Consider the following 18991-nt stretch of genomic DNA (forward strand, 5'->3'; position numbering starts at 1 on the left):
GCCGTTTCGGCGCTCATCGCAGAGTTAAGGAACATACGCCGCGGCGGCGACCAGCCGACGGACGTCTCGCAATCCCACTTTTCCTTTGTAGAACGTTCCATCTTGATTGGCCTTCTCAATTGCCTGGCAGAGCGCTTCAGGGTCTGCTTTGGCAACAGCTGATGGGCTGGAAATCCCAGCGGCCACAAGCACACGTGCGAAGGAAGGGCTGACCCATTGAATTCGGCACAGGTCCGATATCGCGACGAATTCCTTCAAGTCCTCGCTGTCAACTCCAACGTCTTTCGCCAAGCTCGCTGCCCCGCCAGACGTTGCATCAAACAGGTCCCGTGTGTTGGCAATCCGGGCTGCCTTCAGGCGAGCAACAACAGCTTGATCCAACCAATCGATTTCCTTCAGCGATCTTGATTTTGGGAAATATCCGTCGATCGTTCGCCTAAGCAGTTGGAGGTAGTTCAGATCGATCGCAGACTTCTTTGATAGCGATGCAAGGGATTCATTTTTAACAAGTGCTTGTCGCAAATCCGCTAGGGAGGCAATCCCGGCGGATTTCAGGGCATCCATCTTATCCGCTATACCTACCAGTAAAGGTTGCTGACTTGGTATCAAATCCGTGGCTTCCAGACGTGCCTGTAACGCGCCCAGATCGGTTGACTTCTCGTCGAGGTAGTAGCTTCTCATTGAGCTTCCTTCTGGGGCAGGCTCCGTGATGTGCAAATGACACGGGCAGCTGATTTCGTACTCTGGCCATCATAGCTCTGACCAGAGCTGCCACCATTGATGGAGATCAACTCGAATGGACGGAAAACTACTAGATTCAGGTTCACGCACTGCAAATGACATATGGGTTTGGTCGCGTGCGATCAGGCAGTGCGGATATTAATGAATCCAGTTGTCTGGGCATCCGGGAGTGCGTTGTTCATGCGTAAATCTTCTTTGGGTCGGAACCTCCGATACATCGCGCGAACAGTCTTGTGTGTGGTGACGTTGTTCTGGTTCGGCTTCGCCATTTTCTCAGGCGCAGATGGCGGCGTCGAAAACCTCTTTTCGAACCTTCCCAACACACTACCGTGGCTGGGTCTTCTGGTAGTCAATTTCATCGCATTTCGCTGGGATCTGCTGGGCGGCGTGTTTGTCTTGGTCGTCGGCATCGTGTCAGTGTTCTTCTTCAATGCCTGGTCATCACCAGTTGTTCTGTTCGGTGTATCGCTGCCAGTCATCATCGCGGGTGCCGCACTGATAGCATGCAATCGCCTTGATCCACCTGATCACAATGCTTGAGATATGGACAGTGCGAGAAGCGCAACCGTACCGACACGAAATTCAGATTTGGTGAGAGCAGAGCAAATGATACTGAGATCCAGTGACAAGAAAGCTCCCCAAATTCGTCCATTCAGTTTCGCAGATTTGCCGGTGTGTTATGAGATTGTCGCGCTAAGTTCTGGAATCCGGGAAAAAATGTCGCCGCTACCCGTGGCTGACTTTCTGACAAAGCTCTATGTCGAGAGCAGCATGACCGATACTAGCAAGGCTTTTGCGATTGAGGTGGAGGGCGAGGTCGCCGGATTTCTGTGTGGGCGATTGCCTGGAGAGCCACTCTTCCAGCCGAGGTATTCTGGAGTCTTTGGTAAATTTGCTGTGGCTTGGGATCTGTCATTCCTCAAAGGCGTCAGGTTGGCCTCCAAATGGATCTGGCGTAGAAATGCCATTGTGCATGAATGGAGAAGTCCTGACTTCGGCACAAGATGTTAGGTGGTTCTATTTGCAATCTCACCAGGCACCCAAGGGCTTGGAGGAGGCCGGCTGTTGTTGGAAGCGTTCATCGAGCATTGCGTTGCAAATGGCCAGAGCGATCTCTATTTGGAAACGGACGCCTCATCGAACTTCCGGTTCTATCATCATCTCGGTTTCCAACATATTTGTAGCACTGGCCCAACGCCGCTAAAAGCTCTGCGGCCGACATAAATCAGATGCTTTCACCGCTCAAAGTGGCCGTCTGCTATATCACCCGTCAATAGCGTTCAACTTCGCTACAAATGTTTCGACAGTGTCCGAGTCCCGGCCTTCGATGACCTGATCGTGAGACAACTCCAGCGAGGCCGCCAATGGGACAGGGAGAAAACCTTCCACCATCTTCACTGCCTTTTCAGCAGGAGAGTGTCCGCCAAGGGTAAAGAACACTGCAACCCGGCTCGGTAACTTTGGCTTTCGCGCCAAGAAGGATCGCAGAGGCAAGGCAGGATAGCTCGTCCAGATGGGCGCGCCGATGATGACCAGGTCGTATTCATCGAACGACAGGTCCGGAAAGTCGATCGGCGGCAATCGGCCTTTGACACTGTCATAACCAGCCCGCAGATAGGCAAACCAACCGCCTTGGTAACGCGGACATTTAATTTCTTTGATATCAGCGGAGAGTTCCGTTCCAAGTGCGTTCGCGACTTTCGCCGTGGTGCCAGAACGTGAATAATATAAAATCAGGGACTTCATTTTACGGGGTTACTCCATCCTACGCTTGCAACAAGCATGACAATGCGCCCCCTGGATCGCGCAGGAAGGAGCGGTGCTGCTGCGCTGGTTTCGCGATCAATTCGTTGAAAGGCTCGTCGCCCAATGCCGCTGAATCATTGAGCGACGCGGTCGGGTGAGCCACCTTTATGGAAGGCACCCAAACCGCTTGTGCTTCCATTGGCGTCTTTCCAGAGACCACCAACGCAACGTCCTCGCCCGAAGGTCCGGTGACCAGCAGACCAGTCTGGTCACCGACAGGCGGTGGGCTGATGTTCCAGTCGAATAATTCTGAATAGAACTCCTGTGGGAATGCAGGCGCATTTGTCAGATAAACCTCCATTCCAAACTGCCGCCGCGGCACGGGATAATCGTGACGTGATATGGAGACACCGATGAGTGCGCCGAGAGGATCGCGCAGGAGCGCATTGCGTCCCACGCCGGGGACTTCGAAAGGTTGCCGTACAATGGTCCCACCGAGCTTTTCGGCTAGAGCCACCGTTGCGTCCACGTCTAGAACTTCCACATAGGCAATCCACCCATTCGTCATTTCGGGTGGTGTTTCCGCAAATCCCGCGCCCGCTTCATCTTCGGAAAGCGCAAGTACGAAGTCTTTCTCACCCCCGCCCCAAGCAAAATCAGTCGCGTGCTCAGTTTGGTAAGTCCAGCCAGCCACACGTTGATAAAACGACATTGATCGTTGTCTGTCGCCGGTGAGAAGATCGTGCCAGATGACCCGACCTATCTTTTCAACGGTCATTGTTGACCCCTTTCCATACCTCTTCCATTTGTCGCGGGAAGCATTTCATACTCCGGCGACCTGACCCTTGATATGGGTCAACTTCTTGCACGCATTTGTGCTTGTTGAATGAGATTATTGAGACGCCCGAGGTTGAATGCTTGGCCGCCCCAAATTTTGCCTTATCCCCTTTTTGCCTTTTGCTTTGTGACCCGGCGGACCATTTTGCCGAACGCTTTGTCTTTTGATCTGCGCTCAGCCAGGCTCGACGAGTTGAAAGCCTCTTCAGCCATCAACTTGCGCCACCTGCCTAACCGGGCCTCGTCGATCTCACCGTTCTCAATCGCCTTTAAAACGGCACATCCGGGTTCCGTCATATGCTGGCAATCGCTGAACCGGCATCTGGTTGAGAGGCTATGAAGGTCCGCGAAAACATCATCAATGCCAGATGCCGCATCGGTCAGTTGCAACTCGCGCATCCCCGGTGTGTCCAACACGATGCAGCCACCTGGCACAAAGTGTAATTGCCGGCTTGTCGTCGTGTGACGACCCTTGGCATCATCTTCACGGATGGCTTGCGTTTCAATCCTCTGCGTACCCGATAGCGCGTTGACTAAGGTCGATTTGCCCACGCCAGAGGACCCAAGAAACGCTACCGTTTTGCCTGGCTTGCACCAGTCCGCCAACTTCATCTTTGGTTCATCACCACGTGCATCAAGAGTGACGATGGGGACAATTTCCGAGATTGCTTGGGCCTTGTCGACATAGCTATTTGTATCGGAAGCCAAATCAGACTTCGTTATGACGATGACCGGTGTAATTTCTGCTTCAAACGCCAAGGCGATATACCGCTCCAAGCGAGCGATTTTGAAATCCTGATTGCAGGACGTCACAATAAACGCAGTGTCGATATTGGCCGCGATCAACTGAACCTGGCGATCCGTACCCGGCGCGCGGCGTTTCACAAGGCTCTTACGATCCAAAACACGGTTTGATTTTGGATGATTACGATCAAGCAACAGCCAATCGCCAACTGTCGCATCCTGCTGCGGAGGAATTGTCTCATCGATGCCATCTCCGATGATATGCAGCCCATTGCGATGCACTTCGACAACGCGGACAGGTGGCGTCTCGGTCAGTTCATCCACGCTGATTTGTTGCGCGAAAAATGGCTGCCAGCCGAGTGTTTCCAGTGTTGATGATTGTCGAGTGGGTGTTCCGCCTTTCATATTGGGCGGAAGGAATATGGAATAGTCCCTTGTCATTGGGGATCAACTTTCATGTCTTAGCCACGAGCAACGCTCAGGCTTCAAGTGTCAGTGTTTTCTGAGGTTGCAATTCAACAGGCCGGCCAAATGGATTTGGCAGCGCGTCTCAATTGTTGATTTTGCATCGGGAGGACTGTTGCCTCCCCACTTTATCGGGACATGAAATCTCCATGGTATTTACCCTTAGGATAGTTTCAGTTTGCTGGTTTTTCAAGCTTTGCCAGCCGCGATAGGTTTAACTCTGGAAATCGATCACAACCGATGGCGCACTGCGTCGTGCCTTACCGTGATATACGGCCTCGATGTTGTTTCCGTCAGGGTCGAGCACGAAAGCCGCGTAGTAGCCGGAGTGATATGGACGCTCGCCGGACGCCCCGTTATCGCGCCCGCCATGGTTCAGCGCCGCCCGGTAGAAAGCATCCACCGTCGCACGGTCCTTTGCCTGAAAAGCCAGATGGTGTCCGCCCGGTCAGCACACCCAGTGCCGCAGGGCTGTCGACTGAGGACACGACAAGTTCGTCAGCCCAGAAAAAATCTTCCGTCGTGCCGATAACGGGGATTCCCAAAACGGCCAGAACGGCTGTGTAAAAATCCTGACTGGCCTTGAGGTCGTTCACCACGAGCTGGACATGGTCAATAAGTCGACCACGATGCAGTTGGTTGGTTTCCATGGTCATTCTCCACATGAATATGTGTCAATTGATCGTTCGCGCCGAAGGTACGATCTCCTGCTTGTGGGGACTATGTGCGACTTGTTGCTCACCAGCATTGCGTTAGATCAATCGGCCGTGACGCGGCATCTCGGAAGCTGAGATGGCTGTATCTTATTGCATCTATACGGTGCGGCTTCGGTTCTTAGTAGCCGCTAAACTGCTCAAACTGGATGTTGTCTTTGTCGACACCTGTCGTAGCGAGCATTTCAATCATCGCTGATGCACCGCAAAAAAGTCCGAGCGCATAGGCATGCAATGCGCATTGCATTGGAATCTGGCGTTAGAAATTTAGATTTCTTGTGAACCGTCGATTATGTCTTCAAAGCTTCGATGTTCTCGGCGGCGGTGATGTGCATAATGTGACTTGCGGGGAAAGTCTGGACGATTAGCTTGAAAGAATCGAAAAATGCCTGCCGCTCGCTCGCTGTGGCGCAATGTAGATCAGCATAATCAAGCAGATACTGGCGGCGCTTCGCTAGGTCAGGGTTCATGCTTCCTCCTTCAAAATGGGATCGTGTTTGTTGTTCTCGATCACTTCGACAAGAGCATAACTGCCCTCATAGTCCGCCTGCGCTCGCGATTGGCAGAGCGAGCGCACCCCAACCGCAAAACAGTAGCCGCTATCTGCCGCCTGATCTTCACACGCAAGCGCCCGTTCCAGGGCCGCTTGCGTGTCGCCGTCTGCTTGCCGTAGAAGCTCGTCCGCCCTCATGCGAACGCTGATCGGCACATACACAACCAGATAATCCGTCATATATTCACAACCCCTAAGAAAGGGGCTTCGCTTGTGTAGGAGCCCCGCCAAAGAAACCGCTTCAACCGTTCACAAGTAGGACAACGCACACCATCGACGGAAGGCCGCGGATCCGCACATTGAGGACATGCCGCCCCACTATCGAACAAGGCCATAAGACCAGCGTCGCTCATCCTTCCTCTTCCAAAACCTGCAAGGCAATCAGGATATGATTGGTCGGCAGGTATGCCCGCCCGTCGCAGGCAATGCACTTACGGCGCGGGTGTCTGGCTTGAGGGGGGCAATCAGGTCTGGGCGCATAGCCGTCCTCATCGCAACATGGGCAGGGGACAAACGCTTGGAGCACCTCTGCCGTCATGTTTTTTCCATTGCTTCCCGAAATTCGCCGTGCGCTTTCTCCACCAACCAGACAACCATCTGTTCGGGAGTAAGGCCAAGCGGGCCGGGGAAGTTCGGCGGGTGGCTCTCTGCCATAAAGGCGTTGATCTTCTCCGCGCCTTTTTCAAGAAAGATCATTTCATCGGCGCTTAGATGGATGGTCAGAGGGTGAGGGCGGTCAATCATGCTTTTCTCCTTTAAAATCTGGTCATGCTTTGGTCTTCTCATCTTTCAAAAACTGAGCAAGCGCCATTTCCACCAACATGACGGCCATCAGTGCAGGGGTCATGTTTGACAACTCGCTCTCTAGACCACTTCGCGCGGCCAGCTTTCTCATTCGGTGTGCAGACATTTCGAGAAAAGCTAACTCGTCGTCGCTCACATGGATGGTCAGTGCGTTTGGTCTCTCGGTCATGTTTTCATGTTAGCATTGACTATCAGGGGCCCCTACCCTGTTGTTGCGGGTGGGAGCCTTTTTTCTCCCTGCTTTCCGTCGACGCTTCGCTGATCCCGAAAAGAGCCGTGAAAGGTTGTCGGTCAAGGTGGTGTAGCCCCTGCGAAGTAGATTGCCTTGATGGGCGTTCTGTCATGGATCAGAGATCAATCAGCGAATGGCGTTCGGGAACAGGTCTGGAAAAACCCCTGCTTTTTGTTGTGCGAAGCGCATCTTTGGGTGCGGCCGCCAGAAAGGCGACTAATCGCGCCGGGGTATCCGAAGCCGGAGGTGAAGGATTCTTTTTCGTTGAGCTATCGGATTTCGAAATATGTTGAGGCCGGAGGGAGTTATATAGGGGACTGTTGCATTACTCGGCAGAGGCGTGTTTGTGGCTGGGGCAGAACATCTGCCATGCGGGTCCTCGAACATCTGACGGATGAACGCGATCTCGCCTTTGACGCCTGGTAGCTTGTGATGGATGTGACCTCGTTCGATGGTCCGGATTGTCTCAATGCCGCTGAGTGTCGCCTTGGCCGATCGCATGGATCGAAAGCTCTGCCGGTATCCGAGCAGCCGTTTCATGGCCGCGTGATCGCTCTCGATCAGATTGTTTCGCCACTTTTGATCAATATGCCGGATGCTGTCAAAGTGAGGATCATAACGTTGATTGATCTGACGTATGACGCGTCGATAGCTGTGCGCCTTGTCCGTCACTATCGTAACAGGCCGGTGCAGCCGAACACGCTCGATGGCCTTGTTCAGAAAGGGGCCCTTGCAGCCTTTGCATCGCGGCCCGCGGTGAGGCGGAAGTCGGCCATCTGGCCGTTGGCATTGATGGCGCGCCAGAGATAGCGCCACTTGCCACCGACGCGGACGTAGGTTTCGTCCACATGCCAGTTGACACTCGCCCGAAGCAAGTGTTTCTCAGTGCGCTTGGTCAATTCGGGACCGAACTTCTGAACCCATCGATAGATGGTCGACCGGTCAACGGTGACATCGCGCTCTGCCAGAAGATCGACCACATCCTGATAGGATAGTGGGAAACGCAGGTACCGCCGCACAGCGCACAGGATGATCTCACGCGGAAAGCGGTGATGTTTGAACGGTGAAGAGCGCGGCATTTACAACCTCAAAGAGCCAAACCTGTCCGCACATGCCGAATAATACAACAGTCCCGATCTCAATGCACAGCGCAGCGATTGTTAGCCTCTTGGCCCAACCGGCCGATCCCATATCATGGTGAGGGGCCAATTCCGTGGTGGCCGGATGTGGTTTCACCCACCCCACATCTGCCCCCCGCTCACCGTCTAATCATCCATTTGCCACGGGGCCAGAATGCATGAAACGCAAAGGCGAACATCACGTCATGAACCATATCGCGGCCTTGTTTGTCGCGTACACGGATGGTGCCCACGTCACGCCCGTTTGAAATCACACTTGTGTCCAAGGCTGACGCTTGGCCTGCCTCCCAACTGATGTTGACCCCGGCCTCTCTCACCCCACCCTCATCACGCACGCGCGTCAGTGGCCAAGCCCTGTTGCCGACCCTCACCACACGTGCCACTGGCGAAATGTCATGCGGTGGCATCTCACCGTTATACAAAAACGGCTTAGCTGAGGTATCATAGCCTTGATAAGGATTGCGCCCATAGTTACGCGAAGTCGCAGGTTGCTTCATCACCAGTCCATCAGAACCGTTGCGTTCGCGGAACTGCGACCAGCTTTCCATCCAGCTGGGCAACATCTTCAGTTCGGTGCCAGTTAGTTTGCCTACAATCGCCTCGCCGACCGCCTGTTGCCACCAACTTTCGGTTTCACGGTCGAACATCACCATATCTGAATTGCGCAGCTTACCTGAAACGCCAAAGGTCAGGACGCCATGTTCGGTGCGCCGGTCAAAGGTTACACCGGAGTTGCACAGGGGGCAGAACGTGACCGCTATGGGAACCTTGCCAATAGTATCGTTAACAATTTCATGCCAGATCAGATAGCGGATCGGATATGCCCGCTCACTGCCACCGAGAAGCGCCACGGTGATCACCGGCTCGTTCGGTTGCAGGCTGTTTGCGCCGGACGCGCGTAGAAACTTGGGAGTGTCAATCGCCGGGATGCCATCCCGCGGGGGTCCGCCCGACTGAATTTCAGTCCAGCTCTTGATGCTGGTCTTGTTGAAGTCAGTATTAGGCCATTCATGTTTCCAAAAATTCGGATCTGCATGAGCAGGTGCGATCATCAGCAAAAGGGCAACAAACATCTGAAACACGCGGTGCATCTTTGCTCTCCCATGACATTTGACAGACTTGCCCCCATGATGCATATCAGCGCATGTCCTGCCTAGGCTAACGCACGGCATTGTGAGTGGCTGGCATTGACCTTGGACGCTCCGTAACGATTTCGCTGAAAAAGACATTTCCGTTCATAACCCTTACGAGTGGAAACACCCTGCCCCAGACATCGGCAGCGGTTCGAACAATTTTCAATGGCACATTAGGAATTACAGAGTTCTGCGAAACACACTTAGCGGCGTGGACTTCGACGGCAGATCTAAAACTCTACGAACAGACCCGGTTAGGAAACGACGGGCATGCTGTGACTATGCTGTGGGCAGATATACCTGATGAGGAAGATAACGAAGTCGGGAGCCCGGACGAGCTTGGAATGCCCGTTTTCAGGTAGCATTTCCACCCTAATCGCGGCTCCCTGTTCGTCTAAATTTCTTCCCTGCTCGCAAGGTTCGTTCACTATTCTATGCGGTGTAGTTCCCTGTTCATAAAATAACAGGGAAATGGTGCGGAATGCACTGTAATCGCTGTGGAAATGACGACGTAATTCGCCAAATTTGGCCGCTATCTGGCCAAAACTACCGAATTTCCCTGTAAATTCCCTGTAAAACAAGGAATTCAAACTGAGACCAGTTCGACACAGACTGTGACCACCACCATTTCACAACCTCGCGCTGAAACCCCACTAATACCTCGAATAAAAAGGTAGTTATGATGACGCGACACCCATTTTCCCGGTTGTAACTCAAGGGCTCGGCAATGGCAAAATTGAACATTTTTCACTGCGAGAATATTCCACAGTTTTTCTATTTATTCCAACATCTTGGCAAGAAAACCATGATTCGTTAGTTCGGGTCGTCGACCTTACCTTTTGGCGGGACTGCTTGTGCAGCTGGCATGCGGATGGCCGTTCAGGCGAACGGCTGGCGTAAAGATCAGATTTGCGGTGACCTTGCCGGGCTGGTCTGCAATAACTGCGACAGACCACAGGCAGACGGGCCCCCTTATTTCCGGTCTACAAGATTGGGGCTCAAAGACATCGCCATGGCACACGGAATCAGGAAGTTGGCACAGGCCACTGGCAAAAGGACACGACCATGAAGATCAAACCCTTTGGCGTCGAAATCTGGATGAATGAGTTCGAGAACGACTGCACATACAACCTTGCAGAGACCTGCGTTGCATCTTTGACAATTGAAGAGCTGCTGGAAATGTCTGGCAAGAACGACAGCGTGATGTCCGATCTGTTGCCGATGAAAATGACTTATGGCGCGATTCAGGGCTCAGATCGGCTGCGCGATGCGATAAGCACGATGTATGCCAAACAGACCCGCGATAACATTGTGGTCACACATGGGGCCATCGGGGCCAATGCCCTGGTGCATGAAACGCTTGTGGAACCGGGCGATCATGTGATTTCGGTGCGTCCCACCTATCAGCAGCATTATTCAATACCCGAAAGCTATGGGGCCGAAGTAGATATCCTGCACCTGCGCCCCGAGAACGGGTTTCTGCCCGATCTGACGGAATTTGCCGCAATGGTACGGCCTGAGACCAAGTTGATCGTGCTGAACAACCCAAACAATCCAACCGGTGCATTGATGGAGGCGGGATATCTTGATCAATTCGTCGACATCGCCCGACAGTCCGAGGCCTATGTCCTGTGCGATGAGGTTTACCGGGGCACCAACCAGACCGGCGACGGCTTTGCCCCGGCAATGGCCGATGTCTATGAGAGAGGTATCAGCGTGGCGGGCATGTCCAAGACCTTTTCGCTTGCCGGATTGCGGCTGGGCTGGATCGCGGGCCCACACGAGGTGCTTGAGGCGGTGTCGATCCACCGCGATTACAACACCATCAGCGTCGGCATGCTGGACGACTACTTTGCTGCGATGGCACTGGAGACCAAAGAAAAGATCCTTGAGCGGAGCCAGCGGATCACCCGTGGAAACCTCGCCTTTCTGGACGCCTGGGTCGCGCAGGAACCGTCGATCTCCTATGTAAAGCCGAAGGCCGGCACTACAGCGCTGCTGAAATACGACTTCGACATGCCCTCGCGGGAGTTCTGCATTCAACTGCTCAAACAGACCGGCGTGATGTTTACGCCCGGATCGGTCATGCACATGGAAGGATGGCTGCGAGTCGGCTATGCCAACGATCCTGATATCCTGCGCGCCGGATTGGCCAAAGTCAGCGCGTTTCTTGCGACGTTGCCTGCCAAGACGGGCGATGCCGCGTGATCCGGACAGACCCGTACTGCAACACTGGGAATAGGATAGACGGTGACACCTGATTGGCAAGAGATCCTGCGCACGCAATGGGGGATCACAGCTGGATTGGCCCCGCTACCGGGCGAATTTGATTTGAATTTCGACGCGCAAACTGCCATGGGCGACGGCTATGTCCTTAAAGTCATGCGCCCGGAGTGTGATCCCGGTCTGGTCGACATGCAGGTCGCCGCCCTCACCCACATGGCGGCGCGCGCGCCCGGCCTTCCGTTTCCAGAGGTAATCAAGACGCTGTCAGGCCAACAGATAGTGACGCACAGCGGCCCCTCCGGGGACCGCCTATTGTGGCTGTTACAGCGCTTGCCTGGGCGCACGTTCGCACAAGCGCTGCCCCAAACCGATGATCTGATCCATGATTTAGGCCGCGTTATCGGGGCCAGTGATCTGGCCTTGATGGACTTTATGCATCCGGCCCTGACGCGCGACTTCAAATGGGACCTGATGCAGGCGACGTGGATCAAGCGCGAGATTGAGGGCGTCGTCACCGGGCCGCGCCGGGCGCTGCTGGACCGGGTGGTCGCAGATTTCGACGCCATTCTGCCTGCTTTGCACCGTCTGCCGGTGCAAGCGATCCACAACGATGTGAATGACTATAATATCCTCGTCGACGGTGCGCTGTCAGAACGGCATCACATCTCGGGATTGATCGATCTGGGGGACATGTGTGCCGCACCGCGCATCTGCAATCTGGCGATTGCGGCGGCATATCTTGTGCTGGACGCCCCGGATCCAGAGAGGCGTCTGGCCGCGTTGATTGCGGGCTACCACGCTGCCAACCCGCTCACAGCACCAGAGATTGATCTGCTGTGGCCGCTGATCCAGATGCGTCTGGCGGTGAGCGTGGTGAATTCAACGCTGATGGCGCGGGGCAATCCCGATGATCCTTATGTGGTGATTTCACAAGCCCCCGCATGGCGGTTCCTCGAACAGACGGCGATTGATCCGGGGCTGCTGCGCGCACGGTTGCGCGCGGCCTGTGCCTTGCCGGTGACCGATGCCGCCCCGCGCATTCAAGCCTTTCTGGACCGCGAGCGGGGAAACTTCGCCGCCGTGATGGGCAGTGATCTGAGTGATGCGCCGATGGGATCCTTGTCTGTCGAACATGCCGTCTGGCCCCAAAACCCCTTTTATCTGGGACAGGAAGAGGCCGCACGGATCGGCGAGGAATATGTTCAGGACGGTCAAATCTGGCTTGGGTATTATTTTGAGCCGCGCCTGATCTATGCCGAGCCTGCCTTTCGCAACGGGCCGTGGCTTGCCTCAGACCGGCGCACCGTACATCTGGCAGTAGATGTCTTTGCCCCCGCAGGCACGCCGATCTTTGCCCCGATGGATGCGATTGTTCATGTGGCCCTGAACCGGACCGGGCACCTTGATTACGGCGGTGTGGTGATCCTCGCGCATGACACGCCCGAAGGCGATCGTTTTTACACCCTTTATGGCCATCTGGACCCTGCCGTTTGTGACACACTCAAACCGGGGCAAACCTTGCCGAAAGGCACCGCATTTTGCGCGCTGGGGGACCCAAGCCAGAACGGTGGCTGGGCACCGCATCTGCATTTCCAGATGGCGCTAACCCTTGACGGATTGGGCGATGACTGGCCCGGTGTAGGGGATCCGGATGAGAATGATCTGTGGCGCGCGATCTGTCCGAACCCAGCCGCGATGCTGAACCTGCCAGACGCAAAAACCGCCTATGAACCCACAGACATGGCCAAGGTGCTGACAAGCCGCAAAGCGCATTTTGGCACCAACCTCAGACTCAGCTACAGCGACCCGATCATGCTGGTGCGCGGCTGGCAGCACCACCTGTTTGACGAATGGGGGCGGCCCTATCTGGATGCCTACAACAACGTGCCGCATGTGGGCCATGCACATCCCCGTATCCAGGCCGTCGCGGCGGATCAACTCAGACGGATGAATTCCAACACGCGTTACCTGCATCCGGCACAGACAGCGTTCGCAGACAAGCTGTTGTCCAAACTGCCCGCCCCGCTGGAGGTGTGCTATTTCGTCAATTCCGGATCGGAGGCGAATGAACTGGCCTTGCGGTTGGCGCGCGCGCACACCGGTGCCAAAGGCATGATCACGCCCGACCATGGCTATCATGGCAACACAACGGGGGCGATTGATCTGTCGGCCTATAAATTTAACGCCAAGGGCGGTGTTGGTCCGTCAGATTGGGTTGAACTGGTCGAGGTTGCGGACGACTATCGCGGGCGTTTCCGCCGCGACGATGCTGATCGCGCGCAAAAGTTTGCGGATCTTGTTGATGGCGCGATCGGGCGGTTGGCTGCCAGAGAAATTGGGGTCGCCGGCTTTATCGCTGAGACGTTTCCATCCGTCGGCGGTCAAATCATCCCGCCAATAGGTTATCTGCAAGCGGTTTATGCCAAAATCCGCGCCGCCGGGGGCCTGTGCATTGCCGACGAAGTGCAGACCGGTCTAGGACGGTTGGGCGCATATTATTTCGGGTTTGAGCAGCAAGAGGTGGTTCCCGACATCGTGGTCTTGGGCAAACCGCTGGGCAATGGGCATCCGATGGGCGCGCTTGTCACCACAAAGGCCATCGCCGACAGTTTTGCCAAAGGGCCTGAGTTTTTCTCAACATTTGGCGGCTCCACCCTGTCATGTCGCATCGGCAAAGAGGTCCTGGACATCGTCGACGACGAAAACCTGCAAGCCAACGCCAAGCAACAGGGCGACCGATTGCTGGCCGGGCTGCGCAGTCTGCAAGACAAACACGATTGCATCGGTGATGTGCGCGGCATTGGCCTGTTCATCGGCGTTGACCTGGTCACTGACCGGACCACCAAGACCGAGGCATCAGCCTTGGCCACCCATGTCAAAGACCGCATGCGCGCCAAACGCATTTTGCTGGGCACCGAAGGGCCAAAGGACAATATCCTGAAAATCCGCCCTCCCCTGACCATTCAACCAGACGATGTGGACATGATCATTTCGACCCTTGATAACATCCTGAACGAGCGGTTTTGACATGTCCCTCTTGGTCTGGTTTCCATTTTCTATGTTCCATAACCCGAAAGTGCCCTTTTGATGCTCGACCTCGATAAAAAGCAGATCATGGCGTTGTTCGATTTTGACGCGGCCACAAAGCGCATCAAAAACGCCTATGTCGCGTCTGCCCAAGGCGAGGTGCAGACAGGCGATGTCGTGCATCTGGCCTTTCCCGAGGCGCACGGGGATTGCCATGTTAAATCAGGTCATATCGCGGGCACCGACAGCTATGTGATCAAGATCGCGTCCGGGTTTTATGACAATCCGTCCAAAGGGTTGCCGTCATCGAACGGCATGATGCTGGCTTTTTCCGCGACAACGGGCGAACCCGTCGCGATATTGCGGGACGAAGGCTGGCTGACGGATATGCGCACGAGTATCGGGGGCGCATTGGCGACCCGCGCCTTGGCACGCGCAGATGCGACAGAGGTGTTGATCATCGGCGCAGGCATTCAGGCAAGGCTTCAGGCGGTATGCCTTGCAAAACTGATGCCAGAACGGGCTTTGAATTTTCACATCTGGGGGCGCAACGCCGCAGCCGCCGAGGCACTCACCGCTGATCTGACAGCAGCGGGTCACAGCGGTCAGGTGGCCCTCGACCTGAACGCAGCAGTTCGCACCGCCGACATCATCATCACCACGACAACGGCCACCGCCCCGCTGTTTGCAGATGGTTTGGTGCGCAAAGGGACCCATGTCACCGCAATTGGGGCCGACTGTCCGGGAAAACAGGAACTGCCGACAGATCTGGTTGCCTCTGCGTCCTTGCGGGTCTGTGATCTGGCCCGCCAATCCTTGAACCACGGTGAATTCCAGACCGCCAGCCGCGTGAATGCGGCGTTAGAGGTCATTGAGTTGGGGCATATCCTGTCAGGTTCTCAGGCCGGGCGCATATCGCAGGATGACATCACCATCGTTGACCTTACCGGGATCGCAGCCCAAGACATTGCCATCACCCAAGCCATCATTGACGCCGCAGCGTCCGCCCATTCAGAATAAAGGACATGCAATGACAGCATCCCCCGCCGTACTTAAACAGGCCGCCCTGTCGGTCGCCGCCCACCGCCGGATCAAACGCTGGCTGCCGCCGACGCCGTGCATCGCGTCGCGGATGTCATTTGACGACGACACGGGTCTTTTCTTCAAAGCCGAGAATTTTCAGCAGACCGGATCGTTCAAGTTTCGTGGCGCATTGTCGAAACTCACGTCCCTATCGACCGAAGTCCCGGCGATTACGGCGTCCTCCGGCAACCACGGGCTCGCACTTGCCACAGCAGCGCAAATGACGGGTCATGATCTGACTGTTGTTTTGCCCGAAACCGTGGCACGGGAAAAACTGTCGCGGATCAAAGCGCTTGGGGTTGAGACAATCCTGCATTCAAACGATTCCGGGCTGGCCGAACAGCACGCACAGGTGTTGGCCAAAGAGCAAGGCAAAATCTATGTCTCCCCTTACAACGATCCTCAGGTGATTGCGGGTCAGGGCACTATTGCGCTGGAATTGCTGGAACAGCTGCCGCGCCTTGATGTTGTCTATGTGTCGATCGGTGGTGGCGGGCTGATTTCGGGAATTGGCAGTGTGCTCAAGGCGTTTTCACCGGGTACCCGCGTTGTCGGCGTCAGTGCAATCAATTCGGCGGCGCTGGCGGCCAGCATCCGCGCGGGCCACATGGTCGATGTCACACATTCGGACACTCTGGCTGACGGTTGCGCTGGCGGCGTGGACCAAGGGTCCATCACGCTGCCTTTGGGGACCGAGGTCATCGACACGCTGATCGATTGCTCAGAGGATCAGATCGCGGATGGTCTGCGCCATCTGGCCTGGACCGAGAAAATGCTCGTCGAAGGGTCGGCCGGACTGGCGCAGGCCGCGTGGCAGCTCGACGCGCCAAACCGCCAAGGCAAAGTAAGTGCGGTAATCCTGTGTGGCGCAAACTTTGACCAAGACCGGATCGCACCTGTCATTGGCTCAGTGCAATGATCCCGCTGGACAGGCCCGGCCTGACGTCTGGATATGCGCATTTTCACAATTCGACCAACAAAAGCGCATGGCAGTCGGTGCGCCTGCCGATGCATTGCCTGAACGGGACGACGGGACCGACGACATTGATCCTCGGCGGGATGCACGGGGATGAATACGAAGGACCCGTCGCAATGGACGCCCTCGTGCGCGCCGTCGATCCGGGCGCGCTGGTGGGACGTCTGATCCTTTTGCCCGCCCTTAACCTGCCTGCCGTGATGGCCGGAACCCGGCTGACCCCGGATGACGGGCTGAACCTGAACCGGGTGTTTCCAGGCGATCCGCTGGGCAGCCTCACTCAACGCATTGCGAATTGGTTAAGCGGGACGCTGATGCCGATGGCTGATCACATCGTTGACCTGCATTCTGGCGGGCGCACATTGAATTTTGCACCCAGCATATTGGTGCCCGAAACGTCGTCGAAGGTGTCACTGGCAATGGCCGCAGGCATGGCTTTCGGCGCACCCTTCACGGTGCTGATAAACGAAGACCACGCCCCCATGAGCATTGATGCGGTTGCTGAAAAGCTGGATAAAGTCATCATCGCGTCCGAACTTGGGGGCGCGGGCATTGTGACACGTCACACGGCAACGCTTGCGACAGATGGTCTGGCGCGGATGGTTGCGGCACTTGGGCATCTGCCCACAAAAGAGGTGCCGCCGACATCGCGTTGCGTGCGCCTTCCCGCCTCCGCTGAATTTCTGATTTGCGACGATGACATGATTTTTGTGCCCGCTGTCGACCTGGGCGACCCGGTGAAAAAAGGCGATGTTCTGGGGCACGGGCGCTTCATTGACCGCGTTGACATGGCACCTCTGACCTATGTTGCGCCCAGCGACGGCTGGGTGCTTTGCTTTGCCGGACAGGGGCTGTCCCGCAGGGGAGATGTCATCGCAATTGTCGCCAAGGAGGTTACGTAGGACTTGTCTGAAAGACCGTCAAATCAAAGGCAGCGTCTATTGACCCGCCAATCGGCACCCTTCCACGTTACCCAAAACTGCGCAGCACCTCACCTGAGTTTTCCTGTGTGCGCACCCCGTTGTGCATCGACAACTTGCCGTTCACGAGGACATGCGCGATGCCCGATGCATAGCGCCGCAAATGCTTAGCTGTACAGTTGCTGGCAATGGTTGCAGGATCAAACACACAAATGTCGGCCTTGTGTCCCACCCGCAAACTGCCTCTGTCTTTCAGGCCAAGTCGGCGCGCTGGCACCGATGTGATCCTTTGCACGGCGTCCGCCAGCCCAAGTACTTTTCTGTCACGCACATAATACTGCAGGAACCGCGCCGCCCATCCGTATCCGCTCAACGATCCCACCTGATCTTTGAGGATACCCTCATTGGCCACGGCGACCGTGTCAGAGATGACGGCACATTCGGGCTGTCGCAGACAGAGGTCCACATCTTCATCCTTGAAAGATTTTGAGGACCAGATCAGACCCGTCAGATTATCGCTTTCCTCAAGCAGCAGATCCAACACGGCATCATAGGGGTCCACCCCGCGCATCCGGCCAATCTCCTCAAAATCTGCCCCGACCAGATCATTGTTGACGGTCGCATTCAGCAGCACAATATCCTTCCATTTGCGTGCCTTGACGATCAGCCACATGGGTGTCGGATTGTCTTTGATCCGCTGTCTCGCGTCAGGGTCTTTCAGCCGCTTCACCACGTCCTCATGCCCCCCCGCCTGCGCCCATTTGGGCAAGATCGCGGCCATCAGGGTGTGGTTCCAGTCATGGGGGATCACGTCAAAGGCGATGTCCACATCATGCCTGCGTGCCGCCTCAATCATTTCAAGCGTGTGTTCCATCGCATAGTGCGGCGCACCAAATTTGGGTTGTATATGCGAGATTTGCAATCGCGCGCCCGACTGGCGGGCGGTCGCAATCGCTTCGGCAAAACCCAGATCGTATTGGGTGTCGCGGTTGCGGACATGGGTCGCATAAAGCCTGCCGCGTTTTGCCGCGACTTCGCACATGGGGACCAGATGTTCAGGCGCGGCAAGCATGCCCGGCCAATATTCCAGACCCGTGGAAAAGCCGCCGGCCCCCTCATCCATGGCAATGTCGATCATCCGTGCCATCATTTTGATCTCATCAGGCTCACCGGCGCGCATTTCCTCGCCCAGCACCGCACGGTGGATCGTGCCGTGACCTACAAAGGCCATGACGTTGACGCCCAGATCGGTCTGTTCGAGGGCATCAAGGTAATCGCCAAAGCTGCGCCAGTCCGCGTGCTTTGCCTTGTCTGTATACCACGGCGAGACGGATGCGATGGCCTTGTGGGTGCAGACGGGCGCGCAGCTGATCCCACATTGACCCACAACTTCGGTGGTCACGCCTTGATGGACCTGACTTTCCGCGCGGCCATCCGCGATGAGGGTAAAGTCGGAATGGGTGTGCATATCGATAAAACCGGGGGCCACCACAAGCCCGCTGGCGTCAATGATCTGGGCGGCGGCGCTCTGGCCAAGCTCGCCGATCTGAACAATCTTACCGTCACGGATACCCACATCCGCATCAAAGCCGTCCATCCCCGATCCGTCGATGACAAGGCCGCCTTTCAGTATTGTATCAAACATCGCCACC

The 18991-nt window shown here is 55.8% G+C and carries 19 protein-coding genes and 1 pseudogene; 7 read left to right on the forward strand and 13 right to left on the reverse strand.

Features of this window, described 5'->3' with window-relative positions:
• Window positions 1–24 precede the first annotated feature (24 nt).
• Entirely contained in the window at window positions 25–681 is a 657-nt protein-coding gene (locus ACEWL3_RS14200; protein WP_386183792.1) for a DUF4332 domain-containing protein, read from the reverse strand.
• Between the two features lie 240 nt (window positions 682–921).
• On the opposite strand from ACEWL3_RS14200, the gene ACEWL3_RS14205 reads away from it, so the two are divergent.
• Both ACEWL3_RS14205 and ACEWL3_RS14210 read left to right on the forward strand, forming a co-directional pair.
• Complete coding sequence (locus ACEWL3_RS14205; protein WP_386183790.1) at window positions 922–1281, forward strand: DUF7670 domain-containing protein; 360 nt, start codon at window positions 922–924, stop codon at window positions 1279–1281.
• A gap of 471 nt (window positions 1282–1752) precedes the next feature.
• Window positions 1753–1965 carry a GNAT family N-acetyltransferase gene (locus ACEWL3_RS14210; RefSeq protein WP_386183789.1) on the forward strand — a complete coding sequence of 71 codons (213 nt, stop codon included), beginning with the start codon at window positions 1753–1755 and terminating at the stop codon, window positions 1963–1965.
• 39 nt (window positions 1966–2004) lie between these two features.
• On the opposite strand, the gene ACEWL3_RS14215 is transcribed toward ACEWL3_RS14210, so the two are convergent.
• From ACEWL3_RS14215 to ACEWL3_RS14265, 11 genes and pseudogenes are all read right to left on the reverse strand, one after another.
• Entirely contained in the window at window positions 2005–2487 is a 483-nt protein-coding gene (locus ACEWL3_RS14215; protein ID WP_386183786.1) for a flavodoxin family protein, read from the reverse strand.
• A 19-nt stretch (window positions 2488–2506) separates the two neighbouring features.
• Complete coding sequence (locus ACEWL3_RS14220; RefSeq protein ID WP_386183783.1) at window positions 2507–3265, reverse strand: VOC family protein; 759 nt, start codon at window positions 3263–3265, stop codon at window positions 2507–2509.
• A 161-nt stretch (window positions 3266–3426) separates the two neighbouring features.
• A complete protein-coding gene (gene rsgA / locus ACEWL3_RS14225; RefSeq protein WP_386183780.1) occupies window positions 3427–4509 on the reverse strand; it encodes a ribosome small subunit-dependent GTPase A in 1083 nt (360 codons plus the stop codon).
• Window positions 4510–4747: 238 nt separating this feature from the next.
• Complete coding sequence (locus tag ACEWL3_RS14230; RefSeq protein ID WP_386183779.1) at window positions 4748–4936, reverse strand: VOC family protein; 189 nt, start codon at window positions 4934–4936, stop codon at window positions 4748–4750.
• Window positions 4890–5183 carry a VOC family protein gene (locus ACEWL3_RS14235; RefSeq protein ID WP_386183777.1) on the reverse strand — a complete coding sequence of 98 codons (294 nt, stop codon included), beginning with the start codon at window positions 5181–5183 and terminating at the stop codon, window positions 4890–4892. The genes ACEWL3_RS14230 and ACEWL3_RS14235 overlap by 47 nt, the downstream gene beginning before the upstream one ends.
• A 353-nt stretch (window positions 5184–5536) precedes the next feature.
• Window positions 5537–5716, reverse strand: a complete 180-nt coding sequence (locus ACEWL3_RS14240; protein ID WP_386183774.1) for a hypothetical protein — start codon at window positions 5714–5716, stop codon at window positions 5537–5539.
• Complete coding sequence (locus tag ACEWL3_RS14245; protein ID WP_386183771.1) at window positions 5713–5979, reverse strand: hypothetical protein; 267 nt, start codon at window positions 5977–5979, stop codon at window positions 5713–5715. Before ACEWL3_RS14245 ends, ACEWL3_RS14240 begins: the two co-directional genes overlap by 4 nt.
• Before the next feature lie 354 nt (window positions 5980–6333).
• On the reverse strand, window positions 6334–6543 hold the full coding sequence (locus ACEWL3_RS14250) for a hypothetical protein (protein ID WP_386183768.1): 210 nt from the start codon (window positions 6541–6543) through the stop codon (window positions 6334–6336).
• A gap of 22 nt (window positions 6544–6565) precedes the next feature.
• A complete protein-coding gene (locus ACEWL3_RS14255) occupies window positions 6566–6772 on the reverse strand; it encodes a hypothetical protein (RefSeq protein WP_386183765.1) in 207 nt (68 codons plus the stop codon).
• 444 nt (window positions 6773–7216) lie between these two features.
• Window positions 7217–7914 (reverse strand): annotated as a pseudogene (locus ACEWL3_RS14260) (IS6 family transposase); the annotation flags it as partial.
• 179 nt (window positions 7915–8093) lie between these two features.
• Window positions 8094–9065, reverse strand: a complete 972-nt coding sequence (locus ACEWL3_RS14265; RefSeq protein ID WP_386183759.1) for a DUF3179 domain-containing protein — start codon at window positions 9063–9065, stop codon at window positions 8094–8096.
• A gap of 1107 nt (window positions 9066–10172) precedes the next feature.
• On the opposite strand from ACEWL3_RS14265, the gene ACEWL3_RS14270 reads away from it, so the two are divergent.
• The 5 genes from ACEWL3_RS14270 to ACEWL3_RS14290 are packed head-to-tail and all read left to right on the forward strand — an operon-like array spanning window position 10173 to window position 17321.
• A complete protein-coding gene (locus ACEWL3_RS14270; RefSeq protein ID WP_386183756.1) occupies window positions 10173–11315 on the forward strand; it encodes an aminotransferase in 1143 nt (380 codons plus the stop codon).
• A 42-nt stretch (window positions 11316–11357) separates the two neighbouring features.
• Window positions 11358–14360: an aminotransferase class III-fold pyridoxal phosphate-dependent enzyme gene (locus ACEWL3_RS14275; protein WP_386183754.1), complete on the forward strand. Its 3003-nt coding sequence runs from the start codon at window positions 11358–11360 to the stop codon at window positions 14358–14360.
• A gap of 60 nt (window positions 14361–14420) precedes the next feature.
• Window positions 14421–15380, forward strand: coding sequence for a Rossmann-fold NAD(P)-binding domain-containing protein (locus tag ACEWL3_RS14280; RefSeq protein WP_386183751.1), 960 nt, complete (start codon window positions 14421–14423; stop codon window positions 15378–15380).
• Window positions 15381–15390: 10 nt separating this feature from the next.
• Window positions 15391–16362 (forward strand): pyridoxal-phosphate dependent enzyme, encoded by a 972-nt coding sequence (locus tag ACEWL3_RS14285; protein WP_386183748.1) that lies wholly within the window; start codon window positions 15391–15393, stop codon window positions 16360–16362.
• The gene (locus ACEWL3_RS14290) at window positions 16359–17321 is read left to right on the forward strand and encodes a succinylglutamate desuccinylase/aspartoacylase domain-containing protein (RefSeq protein WP_386183746.1); all 963 of its coding nucleotides are present in this window, start codon (window positions 16359–16361) and stop codon (window positions 17319–17321) included. The genes ACEWL3_RS14285 and ACEWL3_RS14290 overlap by 4 nt, the downstream gene beginning before the upstream one ends.
• Window positions 17322–17388: 67 nt before the next feature.
• Here the strand turns inward: ACEWL3_RS14290 and ACEWL3_RS14295 are convergent, their stop codons facing one another.
• On the reverse strand, window positions 17389–18984 hold the full coding sequence (locus tag ACEWL3_RS14295; protein ID WP_386183744.1) for an N-acyl-D-amino-acid deacylase family protein: 1596 nt from the start codon (window positions 18982–18984) through the stop codon (window positions 17389–17391).
• Window positions 18985–18991 lie beyond the last annotated feature (7 nt).

The organism is Sulfitobacter sediminivivens (genome assembly GCF_042611115.2).
GTDB lineage: Bacteria > Pseudomonadota > Alphaproteobacteria > Rhodobacterales > Rhodobacteraceae > Sulfitobacter > Sulfitobacter sediminivivens.